Below are 18,591 nucleotides of genomic sequence, written 5' to 3'. Positions count from 1 at the left end.
CCCTACAGGTAGACTTTTTTTTAGTGTCTACTCTATAGGGTACATTTTAAACTTTTAGCTTGAGCAGACAAGAAACAAAAAAGCCCCTCTGCAGCTGACTTTATGTAATAAGTTACACAGATCATCTACAATGGAACTTTCAACTTTTTATTATTCTCTCCTTAGTGTAATCCGTCACCTAACCTCCAAAAAACTTCTTTAGCTTCGCCAATTCTTCTTCACTGTATGTTTTCGATTTATCAAAATAAGGATTGTCTTCCAGTACATTTTTAGGATCTACGTTTGTTTTAATCGATACACTAGGTATTTCTGAACCTTCCGCAATAATCCTATCATTTAAACGATCAAAGTCAGGCATTTGCTGCCCTTTTTGTTCATCCATTTAAGGCACCTCCCTTTTCCTTATAGGATTTTCTATCGACTATAATTTATGCTTAAAATCTATGAATTTATTCTCCTTATAAAAACTGGGAATATTATCCTAAAAAGTAATAATATTCGGAAAAATTCGTTCATCGATTCACAATGTTTGATTTTGTAATCGTTTTCAAATATAATGTAAATTAGGTTGGATAACATCAGTGGTTATCATCGTACTTAGCGTAGGTGGAGCTGGTACTCTTATAGAGCTTTTTATAGTTCTAAAAAAGAAGCAGCAAATTTTCTAAAAAGGGAGTTTGCTGCTTTTTTCATTCATTTGACTGTATATTGTCCTGAAGGGATTGTTATTTTAGATTTCTGCTCATGACTAAGCAACCATTCTTTTCTCCATAAACCGCCAGCATACCCAGTTAACGTTCCATTGGCTCCAATAATTCGATGACAAGGTACTACAATACACAGCTTATTTCTGCCATTTGCACTTCCAACTGCACGCACCGCCTTCTCATTTCCGATATTATTAGCGATATCTTTATAGGATCCGGTTGCTGCATAAGGAATACTTGCTAACGCATTCCATACTTTTGTTTGAAAAGGAGTTCCCTCCATTTCCATTGGAAAAGAAAAATCATGTCGTTTGCCGTTAAAATATTCTTCTAATTGCTTGAAGCATGTAACTAATACATCAGGTGTATACTCATCTATTACATTTTCTGGAAGTTTTTTCTCCGAAAACAAGATAGAATAAACAGCCTTTTCCGTTCCACTTATCTCTATCACTCCAATCGGAGAATGGTAATCGATTGTAAACATCATATTCCCCCATAAAGCCTTATTTGCTATATAGTTTATCAGAAAGGGATATGATAAGCACTAGTATTTATTAAATAGATTCTGTAAACTACCATTACCCCTCTCCCTTTTTATCAAATTAGTAAAAACTCCTTAAACTATTCGTTCCATAAAAATTTTAACTGTTTTTTTCATTTCATATTTACAAATAGGAGGAATAATGGTAGTCTTTTAAAGAATTTATTTAATTCCCATTTACCCTATAGGAATTAAATAATATTAAAGGAGGACAAAGCGTTGAACATTTTTGCTATTTTAAACATTATTATTTTACTTATTTTGCTTAGTGTTCTTTTCTATATGCAAAAGAAACATATTTCCTTTTCTAAACGTGTATTTACAGGATTAGGACTTGGGATTATATTCGGTGCAATCCTACAATTGTTTTACGAGCCTACTTCTGACGTAATCACAGTTACGAATGATTGGTTTGGTTTAGTCGGTAGCGGCTATGTAAAACTATTGCAAATGATTGTTATGCCGCTAGTCTTTATTTCGATTATTGCCGCATTCACAAAGCTTGAAAAATCAGCTAATCTTGGGAAGATCAGCGGTCTTGTAATCGGAACATTATTACTTACTACAGCTATCTCAGCTGGAATCGGGATTGCAGCATCCGCTGGATTTGATTTAAAGGCTATTGATGTAAATGCTGGAGACGCTGAAGTTCTTCGAGGTCAGCAATTAGAAGAAAGCTTAGGAGAAGTACAAAGCACTACAGTACCTCAAAAAATTCTTAGCTTTTTACCAGCTAACCCATTTCAAGATTTAACAGGTGCTAGACCAACATCTACCATTGCAGTAGTTATTTTTGCAGCATTTGTTGGTATCGCCTTCCTTGGTATTAAAAGAAAAAACCCAGAGCAAGCAGCATTTTTCCAAAAGCTCGTGGAAGCTATACATACGGTTGTTATGCGAATTGTAACATTAGTACTTCGATTAACTCCATATGGAATTCTTGCGTTAATGGCAAAAACCGTTGCAGGAAGTAACTTTGATGCCATCGTGAAATTAGGTAAATTTGTTATTGCTTCTTATGTAGCATTAATTGCGATGTTTATTATTCATTTAATCATTCTTGCTGTTTTGGGACTTAGTCCAAAGCAATATGTGAAAAAAGTTTGGCCTGTTCTTACTTTCGCATTTACATCACGTACGAGTGCTGGAACAATGCCATTAAACATTGAAGCACAAAAAAATAAATTAGGTGTACCTGAATCCATCGCAAACTTTGCCGCATCCTTTGGGGTATCCATTGGTCAAAACGGCTGTGCCGGCATCTATCCAGCAATGCTTGCTGTTATGATAGCACCAACACAAGGCATTAATCCTTTATCCCCTTCTTTCATCGCAACCTTAATCATCGTTGTTATGATCAGTTCTTTTGGGGTAGCTGGAGTTGGTGGAGGAGCAACTTTTGCAACATTAATCGTTCTTTCTACATTAAACTTACCAGTTGCTTTAGCTGGGGTATTAATCTCCGTTGAACCACTCATTGATATGGGCCGTACTGCTCTAAATGTAAGTGGATCCATGGTTTCTGGTGTCGTAACAAGTAAAACACTTGGTGAATTAGATACGAAAAAATATCAGTCTGACGACATCGATGCTTCTGAAAATATCGCATAAAATAAAAAGCAAAGCCCATAAATGGAGCTTTGCTTTTTTTATATCTTATTGAATTGTTTTTGCTTCAATTCTTATTTTATCATCGCAAATACTTCTGCTCGCTTATCACTGTCAGTTTGGAAAACACCACGAACGGCAGATGTAACTGTTTTAGCACCAGGCTTTTTCACCCCGCGCATTGTCATACACATATGCTCTGCTTCCACAACAACCATTACTCCGTGTGGCTCGAGTGTTTCCATCATCGTATCTGCAACCGTAGACGTAATTCTCTCCTGCAATTGCGGGCGTTTCGAAACTGCCTCAATTGCTCTTGCAAGCTTGCTTAATCCAGCCACTCTTCCTCCTTTAGGAATATAAGCTACATGTGCTTTTCCATAGAAAGGAACTAAGTGATGCTCACACATTGAGTAAAAAGGAATGTCCTTTACTAGCACCAATTCTTCATGGTCTTCATGAAAAATGGTTTCAAAATATTCTTTTGGATCAATTGTTAGACCTGAAAAAACTTCTTCATACATTTTTGCAACACGTTTCGGAGTATCCAATAATCCTTCTCTATTTGGATCTTCTCCAACCGCTTCTAATAATAAGCGAATTGCCTCCTCTATTTGAGGAATATTAATTTTACTCATTCCAAAATCCTCCTAAATATCTTCCCGGTTATCTACACTCCACGCTTATTTCCCCAAATGTACGTATGTAGCTGTGGAAGTACCTTTACATTTTTGAACTCATGATCAAGCATTGTTTTATCAATCAGCCACTCATATTTAGTCAGTAATTGCTCGACTAATTGTGTGTTTTCTGTCGTTTTATTATCTTCATTTCCAACCTGCAGGAAAAAAGGAACATCTGGATAACGCAGATGAACTTTCTTGGCATATTCATAATCTTCATCTGAAAATACAACTACTTTTAGACTAATATGATTACTCCGATTAGCATCTCTTAATCTTTGCATAATCGAATCTAATATGTCAAAATCAGTATTCATCTTAGAACTTGGTGGTTTAGGTGAAATCGTCAGTTCATCAATATCCACAAACCAATCCTGCCATTTGCTTCCCTGTGTTTCAAGGCCAATTTTTATTTCCTTTTCCTTTAATAACTGTACCAAAAAGGAAAGATTTTTCAATAGGGCTGGATTTCCGCCAGAAAGCGTGACAAAGGAAAAACCATTGCCACCTAAACGAACTAGCTCATCCCAAATTTCTTCTGCCTGCATTTGCTTGATTAGCTCTTTTCCACTGCCATCCCATGTAAAAGCAGAATCACACCAAGCACAGGAATAATCACAGCCTGCAGTACGAACAAACATCGTTTTTTGACCAATGACCATTCCTTCTCCTTGAATGGTCGGCCCAAATATTTCCATAACAGGGACCTTACTCATTCTCAAATCCACTCCCTTCTCATTTCTGCATAACTAGTAGGAGTTTCATAGAGACGTACAAATTCCACTCTTGCCCCATTATCTGCTTGCTTTATCTCATCCTTTTTTAATGCTTCTTCCATTTTTTCAAAAATCCAATAAACAATGTTTTCTGCTGTTGTATTCATTGGCGGAAGTGTTTCATTTAAATAACGATGATCCAAATAAATTTCAATATCCCTCTTCCAAATATTCTTAATGTCACCAAAATCAATCATTAAGCCACGGTCATCTAAATAGCCGCTAATGCCGAAAACAACTTTATACGTATGTCCATGAAGATTCATGCATTTCCCTTCATAGGCATGTAAGTGATGTGCAGCATCAAAGGTGAATTCTTTACTCACCATGACGCGTTTATGATGATATTTCAATTGCTTAGAAGAAATATCTTCTCCAAACTTTTGCAGTTTCTCTACAATTCGAAAGTCATGCATCTAATTATAGCCCCTTTCGAACAGCTAAATATTCATCCAAGCCCTTTTGACGTAGCTTACAAGCTGGACACTCTCCACAGCCATCTGCCACAATTCCGTTATAGCATGTTAGTGTTTTTTCTCGAACAAAATTAAAGGCTCCTAGCTCATCTGCTAGCTCCCAAGTTTCCGCTTTATTTAACCACATTAGTGGAGTATGAATTACAAATTGATTATCCATTGAAAGATTTAGTGTTACATTCAACGACTTAATAAAAATGTCACGACAGTCAGGATAACCACTAAAGTCTGTCTCACAAACACCTGTTACAATATGCTTTGCTTGAATCTGGCTAGCTAACACACCCGCAAATGACATAAATAATAAATTGCGTCCAGGAACAAATGTGGAAGGCAATGCCCCATCTTTTCCTTCTTCAACCGCAATATCGTCTCTCGTTAAAGCATTTGGCGCAAGCTGATTTAGCAGGGACATATCAAGAATATGATGCTTAATACCAAGCTCTTCAGTAATTTTCTTCGCACATTCAATTTCTGTAATATGTCTTTGATTGTAGTCAAACGTTACAGCCACTACTTCTTTGAAGTTTTTCATTGCCCAAAATAAACAGGTAGTGCTATCTTGACCACCACTAAATACAACAACCGCTTTTTCATTTTTCATTTCTAAAATCTCCTTCATATAGAAAAAACAGCACTACTAAGAAAGCAGTCCTGTTTTTCTTAGTTTTTTAAAGAGGGTAGCTAGAACCTCCACCGTAGTATACGGATTTTACTATACTATTGTTTTAACTCGACTTATTATACCGTATATTCATCAATTATTCTATATAGAATATTACTTTTTCTCTAAACAAGATTTATATGAACACTACGCTAGTCTTTTCTTTGTATATAAATTGGTAACAATGAATCCACAAGCAATCATTAAAGTTGCAAGAAACCCTCCTTCTAGACCAAAAGAACCACCTGTTAACCAATCATTTCCCACGGAAACATCGATACCGTAAAGGCCATATGGAGTCGTACCACTAACGGGGAAGCCAAACACATTTCCTTGGAAATAATTCCACGTTATATGATAGCCAATCGGCATCCATAGGCTTTTTGTCTTATCATACATATAAGCAAACAAAAGCCCCACAAGAAAAATATTAACGATTCCAAGAATCGCTACATTCGGATTTAATAAATGTGCAATGCCAAAAACAAGTGATGAAACGATATATACCACTGTCTTCGAGTTACCATTATCTGCGAGCGTAGACATAATGTAGCCTCTAAATGTTAGCTCCTCTGAAAAACCTACTAAAATAAAAAACAGCAGATAGGAAAGGGTATAGGCAGAAAAGTCCGGTGAACGAAGCGAATTAGTTAACTCAATATTCTTTGTGAAAAAAAGAATTAAAAAGATAACAACGATAGATACTGCTCCAATCGCTAAACCAGTAATAAAATCTGGAGAAAATTTTTTAAATCCCATTTCTGAAATTCTTTTCTTATTAACAAACCTCCATAAAATAAATAGCATCACGATTCCGCCAATTAATCCTACTCCCTGTGTGAGAAGTATGAACCATGGCGAATTGTCCGTTAGTTCTTCAAGATTCACATTGAAACCATTTGGATTATTTAACACTTCACTCATTACAGGAATAACCATCCCTGGAATCATTAATAATGATTGAACAATCATAGTTGCTACTAAAGCTAGCAAAATGAGCCATCCTGATCTTACTTTCCCCAGCTTATTTTTAAACATCATTTTCCTCCTATTTCTTTGCCATTCTTTTTTTAGCATGCATTCCTCTCCTCATTATATCTATTTCCCTCTGGAAAATATATGCATTCATTAGTTATTATAAACGTCCCATTCGAAAGCATAAAAATGCAAATTATAGGTTATCGTGGATGCTTTTCGAGCTAATATTTAATAGTTTTGAATATAGACTGGGATATGTATTTTTTACTGTAACGATTGTTTGTTTTATATTTTGGGTATTAGATATTTATTATTAATAAAATAATAAAATTGGGAGGATGAGGATGATTCCATTTGAAAATGATAGAGAACTACGAACGTACTTAGAAAATGAATTAGTTTTCTCCTCTGAAGTTACCGAGCTGCTAGGATGCACAAAGGAATATATCCATGACTGTGTTAAAAAGGGGGTTTTAGAACCTGTTAAAGCTGACTCAAAAGAAAGGGTTTTTTTAAGGTCGGATATAATTGCGCTCATAAACAGAAAGAGAAAATGACTAAAGCCATTTTCTCTTTTTTCTTCTTGCTTTAAATATGCAAATTATGTTAGCTCTCCTACTACTTTCACTCGTAGTCTTGTAGCATTGCCTGGATGATAGGCAAGTGGTATTTCTTCTATTTCCACAAGCTCAATCGTTTCTACTCTCGCACCAGCTAATATCGCCTGTTGTCTCGCTCTTTCTTCCGCATCTTTCCGTGCATCATCGCGAGAAATTTGAGAATAAATGTATATTTGCTCAAATTGTCCGCTTATTTGAGAAATCGATGCGCCAATCGCATTCGCGACTGCACCATTCTCATTATGAATGATTTCTTTCACACCTTTTAACTGTCTTGGAATAATAATGCTTCCGCCGCCAACTAAAACGACTGTTGCATCATGATTGCTCGTTTTCATTTTATCAATGGCCTCTTCTGTCATTAAAGCTATTTTTTCATAGGCTTGTTTGGCTAACGATTCATCTATATGGGCTACTAATGCTGGATTACCAACCTCCGTCATCCCTAAACGTACAGCAATATCTGTTGTCGTAAGCGTGTTACCACCAAATACTAAAGCTTCTTCTGTAATTCGATAGCCTACACTGTCTGGACCAATCGTTACCCCATTATCCCCTTTTCTGACGATACTTCCGCCACCTAAACCGATGGATACAATATCAGGCATACGGAAATTTGTGCGGACACCGCCTACATCAACAGCCAGAGATGATTCACGAGGAAATCCACCAGTTAATACTCCAATATCCGACGTCGTTCCTCCTACATCTAGCACCATAGCATCTTTAATACCAGCTAAATAGGACGCCCCACGAATACTATTTGTTGGTCCACAAGCAATCGTTAAAATCGGATATTTCCGAGCATAATCAATCGACATTAACGTTCCATCATTTTGACAGAGGAATACTTGTGCATCCTTTATTCCTTCTTCTTTTAATGCATTTTCAAAGCCATTGCTTGTCATTGCAATAACCTTAAATAACGCGCTATTTAATATCGTTGCATTCTCTCTTTCAATTAATCCTACGGAACCAATTAAGGAAGAACAAGAAACCGGGATTTCTTCTCCCATCACTTCTTCCACTAGTTCCATTACTCGAAGCTCTTGGTCATTTTTTAAAGAAGAAAAGACGCCAATAACTGCTACTGCTTCCACTTTCCCATCCCATTCTTGCAAGATATCCCGTATTTCTTTCTCCGAAAAATGAGAAAGTACTTGTCCATCATACTCATATCCGCCACCAGCCAAACGGTACTGACCGGATAATACAGTCACCATTTCTTCTGGCCACGCAGTATAAGGAAGGACAGAGGCGGTTGCTGGATAGCCGAGACGGATAACCCCTACTTTTGCTAATTTTTTTCTTTCAACAATTGCATTGGTGCATTGAGTAGTTCCTAGCATGGCATGCGTTACTTTTTCTCGATCAATTCCTGATTCTTCTAATACCTTTTTTAAAGCGGAGACAATCCCCGACTCGATGTCTTCACTCGTAGGCATTTTCACTTGATGAATTAGATTTAACTTTTCATCAAGAATAACAGCATCCGTATTTGTTCCTCCAACATCAATACCAACTTTATACATCTATTACACTTCCTTTCTTACAAGTTCCTCTAATGGTGTATAGGAAAGATCGTATCCGAAATACTTTGGTCCCACAGTTTCAATCCCCTTTTCTGACCGCCATTGTGGATCAGCAGGCAACGCTAGCAATCTTACTCTTTTTCCATACTTTAATGATTCGGTCGTAATAGGATTTAATGTCTCTAAATCTACTAAACAGATGAGATCAGGTGTCATCGCAAGTGGCTTTCCATTCTTTTCAGCTACTAAATTTTCATTTTGAAAAAACACTTGCACCTTTTCGCCCAAATAATTTTCCAAACCATCTAGCGTAACACAGCCTCTATTAAATCCTCCTTTTGTATTCCGGTCCACATCAATAATTTTCCCGTCAAATAAATGATATCCATTCGTGATTTCTAATAGTTCTCTTAATTTAATCGTTTCGTCCTCGTCATTGGAACGAATAATTTCTCCGATTTGTTCCGACAAGGTGATGATATTTTTGACACTGTACTTTTTCAACTGTTCACCCGTACAAGGATATATACTTACTAAAGAGCTAGCTCCCATCTCAACGGTCGCAACTCTTGCAATCCGTTCAGTCCATTTATTATCAATTGTTTCCATAATGCCGATATTCCCTTTTTCATCCGTAATAGCCATTGGGGTAGAAGAAACACCATTTAAATGAAAGGTAACCATTTGTAGCTCTGGGAATGCCCGACCCATTCCATCACAATCAATTAATGGCAAACCTAACTGTGCAGCGACAACAATAGGAATCATTGAATTGACTCCACCTGCTTCCATCGGAAATGTTCCCTTTACTTCTTTATTCAAATATTGACCTAGTTTTTGAAATACGCGTACGAACTCATCCCCCTTCGGAAATTTCTCAATCAATACCGACGGCGCCCCCATCATTGCTGCCGGGATAAAAAAGTCATCATTTTCTACTTCTTCAGGCGACAATAGTTGTACAGGACCATTTTCTTTTATTGCCGAAAGAGCCATCATCTTCCCGATATATGGGTCGCCTCCACCACCAGTACCTAAAAATGCTGCTCCTACTGCTATATTCTCAATTGCTTCCTCATTCAGATATCGCATGTTGCTACCTCCAGTTGTTCAATTTATTGATTAATCGATACTTCTTTTTGTACAATAATATTTCTTGCTACTAAATAAAACACAAAGGAAATAACCATCCCAATCAATGGCTGATTTGGAAACTGAGGCAAACTAGGGAAAAAGGAAAAAATAACGGGAATGCCTGCAATGGCTGCACCAATTAGCCAAGAAATTACCCCTAGTGAATTTACGCCTTCTATACTAGTCCATTTCGTTTTATCGCCCTTATGGATAACCCAATAAGATGCAATCATCACTCCAGCAACAGGAGGTATCATCGCAGAAAGCACAGACATAATAGGAACAAAATAGTCTAGAATACCGACAACTGCTAAAAGCGTGCCTACTCCTCCTGCAATAGCTACTGCCATACGCTCTTTCTCTTTAGAAATATTAAACACATTTATAATAGCAATGCCTCCTGAAAAGGCATTTACTGCATTCGTTGTCCATGTTGCTAAAACAAGCGCGATAATCCCTAAAACAGGTAAACCTAATTCAGTAAATACGCTTGTAATATCGGCTGTTCCAGCTGTAAGAGTCAATATTGCGCCTACTGCAATCATTAGAACACCAGAAGGCAAAATGCCAATAAGTGCAGCCTTGCTAACATCCCCACGAGATTTTGCATATTGAGAATAATCACCAGCGATAACTGCTCCTAATGCGAAGGAACCAATTGTAATTGACAGACCAGATAAGAAGGACATCGATCCAGCAGGAATATAAGTAGAAATCTGAGACACCCCATCACCCATTAGAGAAACGGTCACTGCATAAATACAAACAGCAAGCAAAATTGGGACTGCAATATAATTAAGAATATTCAGTATTTTTATTCCGTAGATTGCTGATAGCAGCATGATTACTCCCCAAATAAGAGAGGAAACAGGTACTGGAAGACTTATTCCATATACACTTAAAAATTGGGAAAACGCTACACCACATACATTTGCTTGTATTCCAAACCATCCTAAACATGCTATTGCGAGAATTATCGAAATAATTTTCTTTGATCCCTGTTCTCCAAAAACTTGGGAGGCTACACTAACCGTCGGCTTATGTACATCACTACTTTGAATTCCTTGGAATATCATTAACACAACAATAATTCCATAACCTAATAATCCAACAAGTATTGCTTCCCATAAAGGCATCCCACTTACTAATGTTCCACCAATCAATAAGCTAGGTACACAAATCATCGAGCCTGTCCATAAAAACGCCAAACTCTGCCAAGATTGTGTTTCTTGATTCACATCCCTTTCATCACTCATTTTCACGCCTCCTATACTTGATTATTGCTAATTATAACGATAACTCTCCAGTATGTATTTAGCTAAATGGAAAAATAAAAAGAGCATTTTTTTTTTAAATAAAACAAAAAATGCTCTTTTCTATTTTACTGCTCTTTTATCTCCGTTAACATTCGATATATTGCAACCGCTTTATATAGTTGAAATATTTCAGGAGATTTCGTAACAGGATATTTGAGAATTTCTGCAATCCTTTGGATTCGATATTTAATCGTATTTTTATGTAAATATAGGATATCTGCTGTTTCTTGAAAACGGTTATTTCCCTCTAATAAATAAACCGTAAGTGTGCTTAAAAGCTCTTCTGCTTGGGTAGCATGGTCCATAATGGGAGAAAGCGGCTGAAGCGCTTTTTCGATTGCAAGTTCTCCACCATTCATTAAATAAAAACACTCTGCTGCAAAGTTAATTTCTTGAAGTGTAAGTATCTTTTTATAAGGATAAATGATTTTCGCCATCTTTGTATATTCACTACAAGTGAGATATGCTTGCTGAACATCTGTTGTATTGTTCATATTCTGGCAAATCGTTATAGTAAATGATTCCTCGTCCTCCCTCAACCAATCGAGTAATCGATTAGCCGACTGAAAGGAATCCTCTTGTATGACAGAATTATCTAATAAGATAACAAGCGTTTGATGGTAAAAATCAACTAAAGAGACATGGAAATTCTGCCTAACAAATTCCTTCACTTTCAGCAGGTTTTTTTCTGCTTCTAAAGCACGATCTACTTCCACTAGCCACATCATATGAATAGCTGATACGTCTATATTTAAAATATTTGCCAGACGCCGCATTTTTACACTTTCATCATTCATTATTGCCTTCATTAATTCTGCCGTACTTATTTCATCATAATGCTTTCCCCATAAATTAATAAATACTTGCACTACTTCTGCTAATTGCACCGCAGTATCACGCACGAATGGATCTTTCTCCTTTATCATATATAAATTCATAGAAGCAATGCCTTCTTGTGCAATTAATTTTTTTGAAATAAATAAAGGTTGCAGTGCATCCCTTTCTTCCCTATGAACTGAGTCTATTACCATTTCTCTATATTGTTCAACCGTTCGAAAGATATCCATTGTGCTTGTTCTTGGCCATGTAACTGCATGGATAACCTGGTTATTTTTATTAGCTAAAACAAGAGAAGAACGTGTTCGGTCCGCTAATATCTTCAATACTGTATCCATATTTCTTTGCTGAAGAGGCACTCCAGAAATTTGTTCAACCATCTCGCTTACAAAACTAGTAGAAGCCAAATCATTCTTTACAATCGCTTCAATTACCTCATAAATAACCTCACTATATCTTAACGACATTTCCTTTTCTGGCATAACAATTAAAGTAAAACCAAGTCTATCGGCCAATTGGATGACTTTATCATCTATTTTCGGTAAAAAGACGCCAACATAATATAGAATTAATCCAATTTCCCCAACTTTATGTAAATGTTCGATTGTTCTACATTGCGCCTCTACGTCGTCTCTAATCATTATCAAAGCAGAAATGACAATTTCACTGCCATAAAACTCATCATTATTAAATAAATCTTCCTTTAATGAATCGACTTCCGTATATTCTAAAACAGAAATAGAGGAGACTAGCTTCGAAAGCCCTTCTTCCCCGGCAACTACCTTTGCCTCACGCAAGGATGGAAGCTTTAATAACTCTTCTAATTTTATACTCATGAAAATAACCTCTTTCTTATGTGCCCATCAACAATTATCCATAAGCCTGTGCCGCAATCGCATATAAGCTATCATTCCTCTCTGGAAATGCTTCGATATTCTTGACCATTACCGGAGGGCAATTTGCGATTTGAAACCCTAGCTTTTGTAGCTCTTCTATTATTGTACTCTTTCCATCCATTACATCTATTCTTATCCTTCCCTTATAGGTCGCGATGATTGTTTGAATAAGGAACATTGCCTGTTCATCATTTTGTGCGACGACTGGACCTATAACAAGATTAGTAGGCTTTTCAACGGAAAGAGTATATCCGACAATCATTCCTTTTTGATTCTTTAAAACAAGTGTATCCTTTGCCTGCTTTATTCTATTCTCTAGAAATGGTGCTCTTGAGCTACCGAATGCAGCTTGATCTAATACGAGTAGTTCTTCTAAATCTGTTGTCTCTAATGGACGGATTGTATAACCATCCAATTCTATCTTTGCTTGATTGCCTTCACCCAAAAGCTTGGTTACATGACTATACTCCTTAAAGCCTAATTTTTCATATACTGGCCGGCCTTCTTTTGTAGCAATTAACATAAGTGCCATATTCTTCGAAACCTGGTTCATACAATGAACCAGTAACCCTTTTGCTAGCCCTCTTCCTCTATACTCCGGATGGACGATTACCATACCAATAGATGCTAGATTGTCACCATATGGAATAATGGCAGCACAGGATATTGCTGTTTTCACTAACGTTAAGTGTCCATAGACTATTCCTGAAGCCAGTAGAGTTTCGATTTCTTCCACATCATAATCCCAGCCAACGATTGTTGCTAAGGAAAGTAAATCATTCATATGCGATTTATTTAACTGTTGCATCATAACTATATCTTCCTTATTCATTTGATACTCCTCTCTCGAAAAATCAACGGAATATTACAAATAATATTTCTATTATAATGGGTAACTCCCCTGTGTGGGGATTTTTTTATCCACCTTAATTGTTAGTAATTCACTCATCCTTTTATGGAGTTGGTTATTTCTCTTTCGAAAGTGCAAAAAAATCAGAAAATACTCGCTTCGCGCAAGATGTTTCTGATTTTTCTAAAGTATCTATTAAATTTTCATTTCTTTCCCTTTAAAATCAATAAATCCTAATTCGCTATTTGTGTCTATTTTTCCTTCCAGAATATCAAGAATTCCATTTGCTGACTCTTCTGGATAGCCAGTAGCATTATCTCCACCCATATCTGTTTTAATCCAGCCAGGATGAACAGCGTATACCGCAATATTCTTGTTTTTTACATATCTTGATAATTGAACAGTAAACATATTTAGCGCTGCTTTCGAAATGCCATATGGAAAGTCACCTCCATAAGCATTGTGAATACTTCCAGCTTCAGATGAAATATTGATAATCGTTTGATTATTCTCCTTATGTAGCAGTGGTAAAAAGTGTTTGATTACTCTCATTGGTCCTAAAACATTTACATCCATCGTAACCTGCACTTCGTTAAAGTCTAGCTCTTCTATTGTTTTTCCCCGTTCTGTTAGGACTCCTGCATTATTAATAATCCCATCGATGGACCCCACATCGGTTGTTGCTAATTCTGCTGCTTTTGCAATAGATTCCTCATTCGTAACATCGAGGAAATATGTATAAACTTTGTCTGGAAATTGTTTTTTCAATAGATTAATAGGAGAAGCTTCTACAACGGTTCGTACACCCGCAAGTACAGTATGTCCTCTTTCCAAAGCAGTTCTGGCAAGATGAATCCCTAATCCACGATTAGCTCCTGTAAGAACAATTTTCATATCCTACACTCCCATTCTTTTTCTACATTTTGCTGGAGCCTCATCCTTTTTCTGGCTGAATCTCCGTATGAAGCGCTTTAAAAAATTGTTGTATATATTTATAGCTGGAGCCGAAATCTCCTAAAGCTCCTTCCTTTGAACAATAAATATCAATCGCTGATTGCATCCCTGCTAGTTTATAAATCGTAATAATCATTAGACTAGATCCTTTGCTTAATACGATTTCGCCACGATCTGTATCAACTTTTTTTATATCCCAATTCGCTAATTTTCTTTCCACTACATTCTTTATCGTCTCCATCAAGCGATCACGGCTTTTTTTATAATAGCGCGTTTTTAATTCAGGAACCTTAGGCTGTTCCTTTGTTTCTTCAAAACTTTTAAATATACCTACCAGCACACGTGTTAAAGACAATTCCTTTTCCTCCTCTATTCACGAAATCCTACTATTTTGCTAACAATCACTAGTAAGGAAACTCCCAACTAGACGAATTTTTTCTAAGCCACTTTGGTTGTGCTAGTCAAATGTAAGAGCTTTCTTTATTGGTTTTATTATATCTTATATTAGAACATCAATCTAGAACAAACTATTTAACATTTAAATAAGGAGTCTTTCTATTAATATATTGTCCCTTAACGCTACTTATGCCTAATAAGCAGCGTACTATATGTACACTGCTTACTTCCTTATTTTCTCACATCTAATACAGGTGAGATTCGATGCTTTGTCGCTTGTTCATAACTATATGCCATTTCTATTAAACTAGGTTCACTATAAGCTAATCCAGAGAATGTAATCCCCATTGGCTTTCCTTTTGTTGTATATCCCGCTGGAACAGTAACAGATGGATATCCTGCTTTTGCAGGCATTGCACAACCTAAATATTTCGCAAACACTAAAACATCTAATTGATTTTCTTTCACCGTTCTATCTATTCCCTCTGTAGCAGAAAGTCTAATATCCGTTTCCCGATGCTCCTTATACTTTGCATCTTCCAAATCGCCATTTAACGTGTCACAATACTCAAGAATTGTCTGTCCGTATTTAACTACGTCTAGATGCTGTTTATTAAATTCAATAACCTCACTTAATGAATGAACAGGAACTTCATCTGAAAGTTTATGTAAGTAATTATTTATACCATATTTGAACTCATGATAAAGAACAATGGAATCGAATTTTTCTCGTGGAATCGTAACATCCAGTAAAACAGCACCTTGTTTTGCTAATTCTTCCATCGCTTCCTCAAATAAGGCTACTTCCTCCTCCTCTTCCGGTAAGAAAGAACGATCGATCCCAATCCTTTTCCCTTTAAGGCCATCCGTTTGTAAAAATGCCGTGTAATCCCTTGGCTGTCCTATACTTGTTTTCGTCACCTTGTCGCTTTCATCTACACCTGCAATAATCCCTAAAAGAATGGCTGCATCACTAACCGTTCTTGTCATTGGTCCTGCCGTATCCTGACTATGAGCTAACGGGATAATTCCAGTACGGCTCACAAGACCAAGGGTAGGTTTAATCCCGACGAGTGAATTATTACTAGCAGGACTTAGAATCGAACCAGATGTTTCAGTCCCTATTCCAACCACAGCAAAATTAGCAGCGATGCTTGCACCAGTCCCTGAGCTTGAACCTCCAACATCCCAGACACCAGGACCATATGGATTCATTACCTGTCCACCTAAAGAGCTGTACCCATTGGGCATATCCAATTTAGTAATAAAATTTGCAAATTCGGAAAGGTTAGCTTTTCCAATAATAATCGCTCCTGCTTCTCGAAGCTTTTTCACAATAAAAGCATCCTCGTTAGCAAAGTTGTTTTCTAGGGCAATGGAACCGGCCGTTGTCGCCATCGAATCATTTGTATCAATATTGTCTTTTATAATAACAGGAATCCCATAAAGTAGCCCAACTTGATCCATTTCCTGTCTTTTTTTATCTAACTCTGCTGCAATTTCTAATGCATCAGGATTGATTTCCCTAATGGAGCATAATGTAGAATCGTATGTAGCAATTCGATCTAAATATTGCTTGGTCAGCTCCAATGAAGTTACTGCACCAGATTCCAGTGCTCTTTGCACCTCTAAAATAGTTGTTTCTTCTATATTATATGGAATTTTATTCTCTGTTTTCACAGTCCTTACCCCTTTCCCTTTTCTTAAGTATAGCCTGTTCAAATTATCTAGAGAAGTAGAATTTATTGTTTTATCTAAATTTTTAGATATGTTATGATTCTTCTAAAAGGGAGCTGATAATCATGTATCACTTTCAGCTTATTACACAAGAACAAGCAGAAGAAATTGCTTATAACTGGCATTATGATGGTATGTATGGATTTTATGATATGGAGGAAGATGACGAGGATTTAGCTGCTTTTCTAGATAGTGAGCAAAGAAATAATTCTATTTTTGCAGTTACAGAAAAAAATCAACTCATCGGTTTTTTTAGTATAAACAAAATAGATAACGATACGATTGATATTGGTCTCGGTTTAAGACCTGATTTAACCGGTCAAGGAATAGGATATATATTTTTAACAAATGGACTAAAATTTTTAATGGAGCAGTTTTCTCCTTCCTTTATCACCTTGGCGATAGCAACATTTAATATACGTGCAATCAAGGTTTATAGGAAAGCTGGCTTCAAAGAAACAACTACGTTTAAGCAATTGACAAACGGTGGCGAATTTGAATTTATGAACATGATTTATACTCACCCTACATCTAAAAAAAGTGTTGATTTCATTTAAGAAACCAACGCTTTTTTAGCTACTTTACGTCTATCTCTAAACCTGGATATACCAACTGAACAGGACCATTATAGACGTCTTTTGCTTCTTCTACTAGCTTTTCCTGTTCACCATATTGAGGCAGATGGGTTAAAAAGAGCTGTTTTACTTCTGCCTGTTCGGCTAGTTTTCCTGCTTCTTCTCCTGTAAGATGCCCCTTAACCACTCCGTATTGTTCCTTATAAATACTTGCTTCACTTATTAAAATATCTGCGTTCTTCGCAAAAGAAACCAAATCGTCCTTCCACTCTGTATCTGCTGTGTAAAAAACGGTCTTTCCATTTGCCTGTATTTTCATTGCCAAACAATATACAGGATGCGTCGTTTCACAAAAGGAAAGGCTAAATGGTCCAATGTGAACCAATTTCTCAACCGATATTTCTCTTCCTTCTGTATAGACATCATGGGTTAGTTCATCAAATTTCGAATCTCTTTTATGCCCATAAATCGGGAAGGGCTCTGCTCGTTTTCCAAGTTTAGACTCTACTAACATCGCATATTGTAGGCATCCGACATCAGCGATATGATCATGATGATAATGAGAAAGAATACATGCATCTAAATCCTTTAAGTCAATATAAGATTGAACCTTCGATAATACTCCACTCCCACAGTCGACCAATAAATGAAATCCTGCAGACTCTAATAAGAAGGAAGAAGTAGGACTCTCCTTCCCAGGGTAACCTCCGTATTTTCCTAAAAAAGTAATCTTCATCGCTAGTCCTCCTTCGTTAAACCTCTTCTTCATTATTACCTAGTTCGATTCACCATATAATCTACTAGGAACTTTAAAAAGTTGGTTTTCTTCGGTAATGATTCTACTATATCTAATGCCATACAATAATGCTCCCACATTTCCTTTCGAGCACCTTCCACACCTAGCACCGTCACAAATGTGGATGTATCATTGTCTTTGTCCATGCCAGTTTTCTTTCCTAATGTTGTTAGCTCTCCTTCAGAATCTAGTAAATCGTCTTTTATTTGAAAAGCGATTCCCGCATGATAGGCATACTTTCTCAATAAATCGATGACATCTGTTGAAGCATCTGCTAAAATGGCCGGCATAAGAAGAGCTGCTTCAAAACCGATACCTGTTTTATAAAAGCAAAGAGTGTTCAGTTCTTGAAGAGATAATGGATTTCCTCTTGATTCTAAGTCCATCACCTGCCCTTTACACATATCAGCAGTAGCTCTCGTTGTATATTGAATAAGTTTTAATACATTTGATTCATTAAAAGCTTGTAAAGCAGCTTGCTCTTCAATCGCTTTCTGTGTAAGAAATAGTCC

Annotated in this window: 20 protein-coding genes and 1 riboswitch; of the genes, 3 read left to right on the top strand and 17 right to left on the bottom strand. The window is 36.7% G+C overall.

Going from position 1 to position 18,591, the window contains the following annotated elements; all coding sequences use genetic code 11:
• Nucleotides 1-178 precede the first annotated feature (178 nt).
• Nucleotides 179-382, bottom strand: a complete 204-nt coding sequence (locus RTL21_RS11325) for a hypothetical protein (RefSeq protein WP_312095993.1) — start codon at nucleotides 380-382, stop codon at nucleotides 179-181.
• 311 nt (nucleotides 383-693) lie between these two features.
• Nucleotides 694-1,194 carry a methylated-DNA--[protein]-cysteine S-methyltransferase gene (locus RTL21_RS11320; protein WP_312095992.1) on the bottom strand — a complete coding sequence of 167 codons (501 nt, stop codon included), beginning with the start codon at nucleotides 1,192-1,194 and terminating at the stop codon, nucleotides 694-696.
• 276 nt (nucleotides 1,195-1,470) lie between these two features.
• Here RTL21_RS11320 and RTL21_RS11315 point away from each other — a divergent pair, with 276 nt between their 5' ends.
• The gene (locus tag RTL21_RS11315; RefSeq protein ID WP_312095991.1) at nucleotides 1,471-2,862 is read left to right on the top strand and encodes an L-cystine transporter; all 1,392 of its coding nucleotides are present in this window, start codon (nucleotides 1,471-1,473) and stop codon (nucleotides 2,860-2,862) included.
• A 71-nt stretch (nucleotides 2,863-2,933) separates the two neighbouring features.
• Here RTL21_RS11315 and folE read toward each other — a convergent pair whose 3' ends face one another.
• From folE to RTL21_RS11290, 5 genes are all read right to left on the bottom strand, one after another.
• Nucleotides 2,934-3,497 carry a GTP cyclohydrolase I FolE gene (folE, locus tag RTL21_RS11310; protein WP_312095990.1) on the bottom strand — a complete coding sequence of 188 codons (564 nt, stop codon included), beginning with the start codon at nucleotides 3,495-3,497 and terminating at the stop codon, nucleotides 2,934-2,936.
• Nucleotides 3,498-3,529: 32 nt separating this feature from the next.
• Nucleotides 3,530-4,258 carry a 7-carboxy-7-deazaguanine synthase QueE gene (queE, locus tag RTL21_RS11305; RefSeq protein WP_312095989.1) on the bottom strand — a complete coding sequence of 243 codons (729 nt, stop codon included), beginning with the start codon at nucleotides 4,256-4,258 and terminating at the stop codon, nucleotides 3,530-3,532.
• Nucleotides 4,259-4,260: 2 nt separating this feature from the next.
• Nucleotides 4,261-4,734 (bottom strand): 6-carboxytetrahydropterin synthase QueD, encoded by a 474-nt coding sequence (gene queD / locus RTL21_RS11300; RefSeq protein WP_312095988.1) that lies wholly within the window; start codon nucleotides 4,732-4,734, stop codon nucleotides 4,261-4,263.
• 4 nt (nucleotides 4,735-4,738) lie between these two features.
• Nucleotides 4,739-5,416 carry a 7-cyano-7-deazaguanine synthase QueC gene (gene queC / locus RTL21_RS11295; RefSeq protein ID WP_312095987.1) on the bottom strand — a complete coding sequence of 226 codons (678 nt, stop codon included), beginning with the start codon at nucleotides 5,414-5,416 and terminating at the stop codon, nucleotides 4,739-4,741.
• 35 nt (nucleotides 5,417-5,451) lie between these two features.
• Nucleotides 5,452-5,494, bottom strand: a riboswitch (PreQ1 riboswitch).
• Nucleotides 5,495-5,605: 111 nt separating this feature from the next.
• Nucleotides 5,606-6,496 carry a CPBP family intramembrane glutamic endopeptidase gene (locus RTL21_RS11290; protein ID WP_312095986.1) on the bottom strand — a complete coding sequence of 297 codons (891 nt, stop codon included), beginning with the start codon at nucleotides 6,494-6,496 and terminating at the stop codon, nucleotides 5,606-5,608.
• A 284-nt stretch (nucleotides 6,497-6,780) separates the two neighbouring features.
• Here RTL21_RS11290 and RTL21_RS11285 point away from each other — a divergent pair, with 284 nt between their 5' ends.
• Nucleotides 6,781-6,993: a helix-turn-helix domain-containing protein gene (locus RTL21_RS11285; RefSeq protein ID WP_312095985.1), complete on the top strand. Its 213-nt coding sequence runs from the start codon at nucleotides 6,781-6,783 to the stop codon at nucleotides 6,991-6,993.
• Between the two features lie 44 nt (nucleotides 6,994-7,037).
• On the opposite strand, the gene RTL21_RS11280 is transcribed toward RTL21_RS11285, so the two are convergent.
• The 8 genes from RTL21_RS11280 to RTL21_RS11245 form a co-directional block, all read right to left on the bottom strand.
• Complete coding sequence (locus RTL21_RS11280) at nucleotides 7,038-8,588, bottom strand: hydantoinase/oxoprolinase family protein (RefSeq protein WP_312095984.1); 1,551 nt, start codon at nucleotides 8,586-8,588, stop codon at nucleotides 7,038-7,040.
• Between the two features lie 3 nt (nucleotides 8,589-8,591).
• On the bottom strand, nucleotides 8,592-9,680 hold the full coding sequence (locus RTL21_RS11275) for an S-methyl thiohydantoin desulfurase family protein (RefSeq protein WP_312095983.1): 1,089 nt from the start codon (nucleotides 9,678-9,680) through the stop codon (nucleotides 8,592-8,594).
• A 23-nt stretch (nucleotides 9,681-9,703) separates the two neighbouring features.
• Nucleotides 9,704-10,978, bottom strand: coding sequence for a cytosine permease (locus tag RTL21_RS11270; RefSeq protein ID WP_312095982.1), 1,275 nt, complete (start codon nucleotides 10,976-10,978; stop codon nucleotides 9,704-9,706).
• 125 nt (nucleotides 10,979-11,103) lie between these two features.
• Nucleotides 11,104-12,711 carry a PucR family transcriptional regulator gene (locus RTL21_RS11265; RefSeq protein ID WP_312095981.1) on the bottom strand — a complete coding sequence of 536 codons (1,608 nt, stop codon included), beginning with the start codon at nucleotides 12,709-12,711 and terminating at the stop codon, nucleotides 11,104-11,106.
• Nucleotides 12,712-12,745: 34 nt separating this feature from the next.
• The gene (locus RTL21_RS11260) at nucleotides 12,746-13,603 is read right to left on the bottom strand and encodes a GNAT family N-acetyltransferase (protein WP_312095980.1); all 858 of its coding nucleotides are present in this window, start codon (nucleotides 13,601-13,603) and stop codon (nucleotides 12,746-12,748) included.
• 213 nt (nucleotides 13,604-13,816) lie between these two features.
• Complete coding sequence (locus RTL21_RS11255) at nucleotides 13,817-14,515, bottom strand: SDR family oxidoreductase (RefSeq protein WP_312095979.1); 699 nt, start codon at nucleotides 14,513-14,515, stop codon at nucleotides 13,817-13,819.
• A gap of 40 nt (nucleotides 14,516-14,555) precedes the next feature.
• Nucleotides 14,556-14,930, bottom strand: coding sequence for a hypothetical protein (locus RTL21_RS11250; RefSeq protein WP_312095978.1), 375 nt, complete (start codon nucleotides 14,928-14,930; stop codon nucleotides 14,556-14,558).
• A 272-nt stretch (nucleotides 14,931-15,202) separates the two neighbouring features.
• Nucleotides 15,203-16,651 (bottom strand): amidase family protein, encoded by a 1,449-nt coding sequence (locus RTL21_RS11245; protein WP_312095977.1) that lies wholly within the window; start codon nucleotides 16,649-16,651, stop codon nucleotides 15,203-15,205.
• Nucleotides 16,652-16,773: 122 nt separating this feature from the next.
• Between RTL21_RS11245 and RTL21_RS11240 the strand changes: the two genes are divergently transcribed.
• A complete protein-coding gene (locus RTL21_RS11240; protein WP_396954437.1) occupies nucleotides 16,774-17,265 on the top strand; it encodes a GNAT family N-acetyltransferase in 492 nt (163 codons plus the stop codon).
• Between the two features lie 19 nt (nucleotides 17,266-17,284).
• Here the strand turns inward: RTL21_RS11240 and RTL21_RS11235 are convergent, their stop codons facing one another.
• Together RTL21_RS11235 and RTL21_RS11230 are read right to left on the bottom strand one after the other, a co-directional pair.
• Nucleotides 17,285-18,019, bottom strand: a complete 735-nt coding sequence (locus RTL21_RS11235) for an MBL fold metallo-hydrolase (protein ID WP_312095976.1) — start codon at nucleotides 18,017-18,019, stop codon at nucleotides 17,285-17,287.
• Nucleotides 18,020-18,054: 35 nt separating this feature from the next.
• On the bottom strand, nucleotides 18,055-18,591 hold a 537-nt coding region (locus RTL21_RS11230; RefSeq protein WP_312095975.1), incomplete at its 5' end, for a polyprenyl synthetase family protein.

It is taken from the genome of Niallia sp. (assembly GCF_031978665.1).
Taxonomy (GTDB): Bacteria; Bacillota; Bacilli; order Bacillales; family Cytobacillaceae; genus Niallia.
Note: the sequence above shows the minus strand (reverse complement) of the source record. Positions and strands in the feature narration are given on the sequence as shown.

Bases quoted from the DNA above. Each gene is read 5' to 3' on its own strand.
- queD (WP_312095988.1), bottom strand. From the start codon at position 4,734: ATGCATGACTTTCGAATTGTAGAGAAACTGCAAAAGTTTGGAGAAGAT.
- queC (WP_312095987.1), bottom strand. From the start codon at position 5,416: ATGAAGGAGATTTTAGAAATGAAAAATGAAAAAGCGGTTGTTGTATTT.
- RTL21_RS11320 (WP_312095992.1), bottom strand. From the start codon at position 1,194: ATGTTTACAATCGATTACCATTCTCCGATTGGAGTGATAGAGATAAGT.
- folE (WP_312095990.1), bottom strand. From the start codon at position 3,497: ATGAGTAAAATTAATATTCCTCAAATAGAGGAGGCAATTCGCTTATTA.
- queE (WP_312095989.1), bottom strand. From the start codon at position 4,258: ATGAGTAAGGTCCCTGTTATGGAAATATTTGGGCCGACCATTCAAGGA.
- RTL21_RS11270 (WP_312095982.1), bottom strand. From the start codon at position 10,978: ATGAGTGATGAAAGGGATGTGAATCAAGAAACACAATCTTGGCAGAGT.
- RTL21_RS11275 (WP_312095983.1), bottom strand. From the start codon at position 9,680: ATGCGATATCTGAATGAGGAAGCAATTGAGAATATAGCAGTAGGAGCA.
- RTL21_RS11325 (WP_312095993.1), bottom strand. From the start codon at position 382: ATGGATGAACAAAAAGGGCAGCAAATGCCTGACTTTGATCGTTTAAAT.
- RTL21_RS11285 (WP_312095985.1), top strand. From the start codon at position 6,781: ATGATTCCATTTGAAAATGATAGAGAACTACGAACGTACTTAGAAAAT.
- RTL21_RS11255 (WP_312095979.1), bottom strand. From the start codon at position 14,515: ATGAAAATTGTTCTTACAGGAGCTAATCGTGGATTAGGGATTCATCTT.
- RTL21_RS11280 (WP_312095984.1), bottom strand. From the start codon at position 8,588: ATGTATAAAGTTGGTATTGATGTTGGAGGAACAAATACGGATGCTGTT.
- RTL21_RS11265 (WP_312095981.1), bottom strand. From the start codon at position 12,711: ATGAGTATAAAATTAGAAGAGTTATTAAAGCTTCCATCCTTGCGTGAG.
- RTL21_RS11235 (WP_312095976.1), bottom strand. From the start codon at position 18,019: ATGAAGATTACTTTTTTAGGAAAATACGGAGGTTACCCTGGGAAGGAG.
- RTL21_RS11260 (WP_312095980.1), bottom strand. From the start codon at position 13,603: ATGAATAAGGAAGATATAGTTATGATGCAACAGTTAAATAAATCGCAT.
- RTL21_RS11290 (WP_312095986.1), bottom strand. From the start codon at position 6,496: ATGTTTAAAAATAAGCTGGGGAAAGTAAGATCAGGATGGCTCATTTTG.
- RTL21_RS11240 (WP_396954437.1), top strand. From the start codon at position 16,774: ATGTATCACTTTCAGCTTATTACACAAGAACAAGCAGAAGAAATTGCT.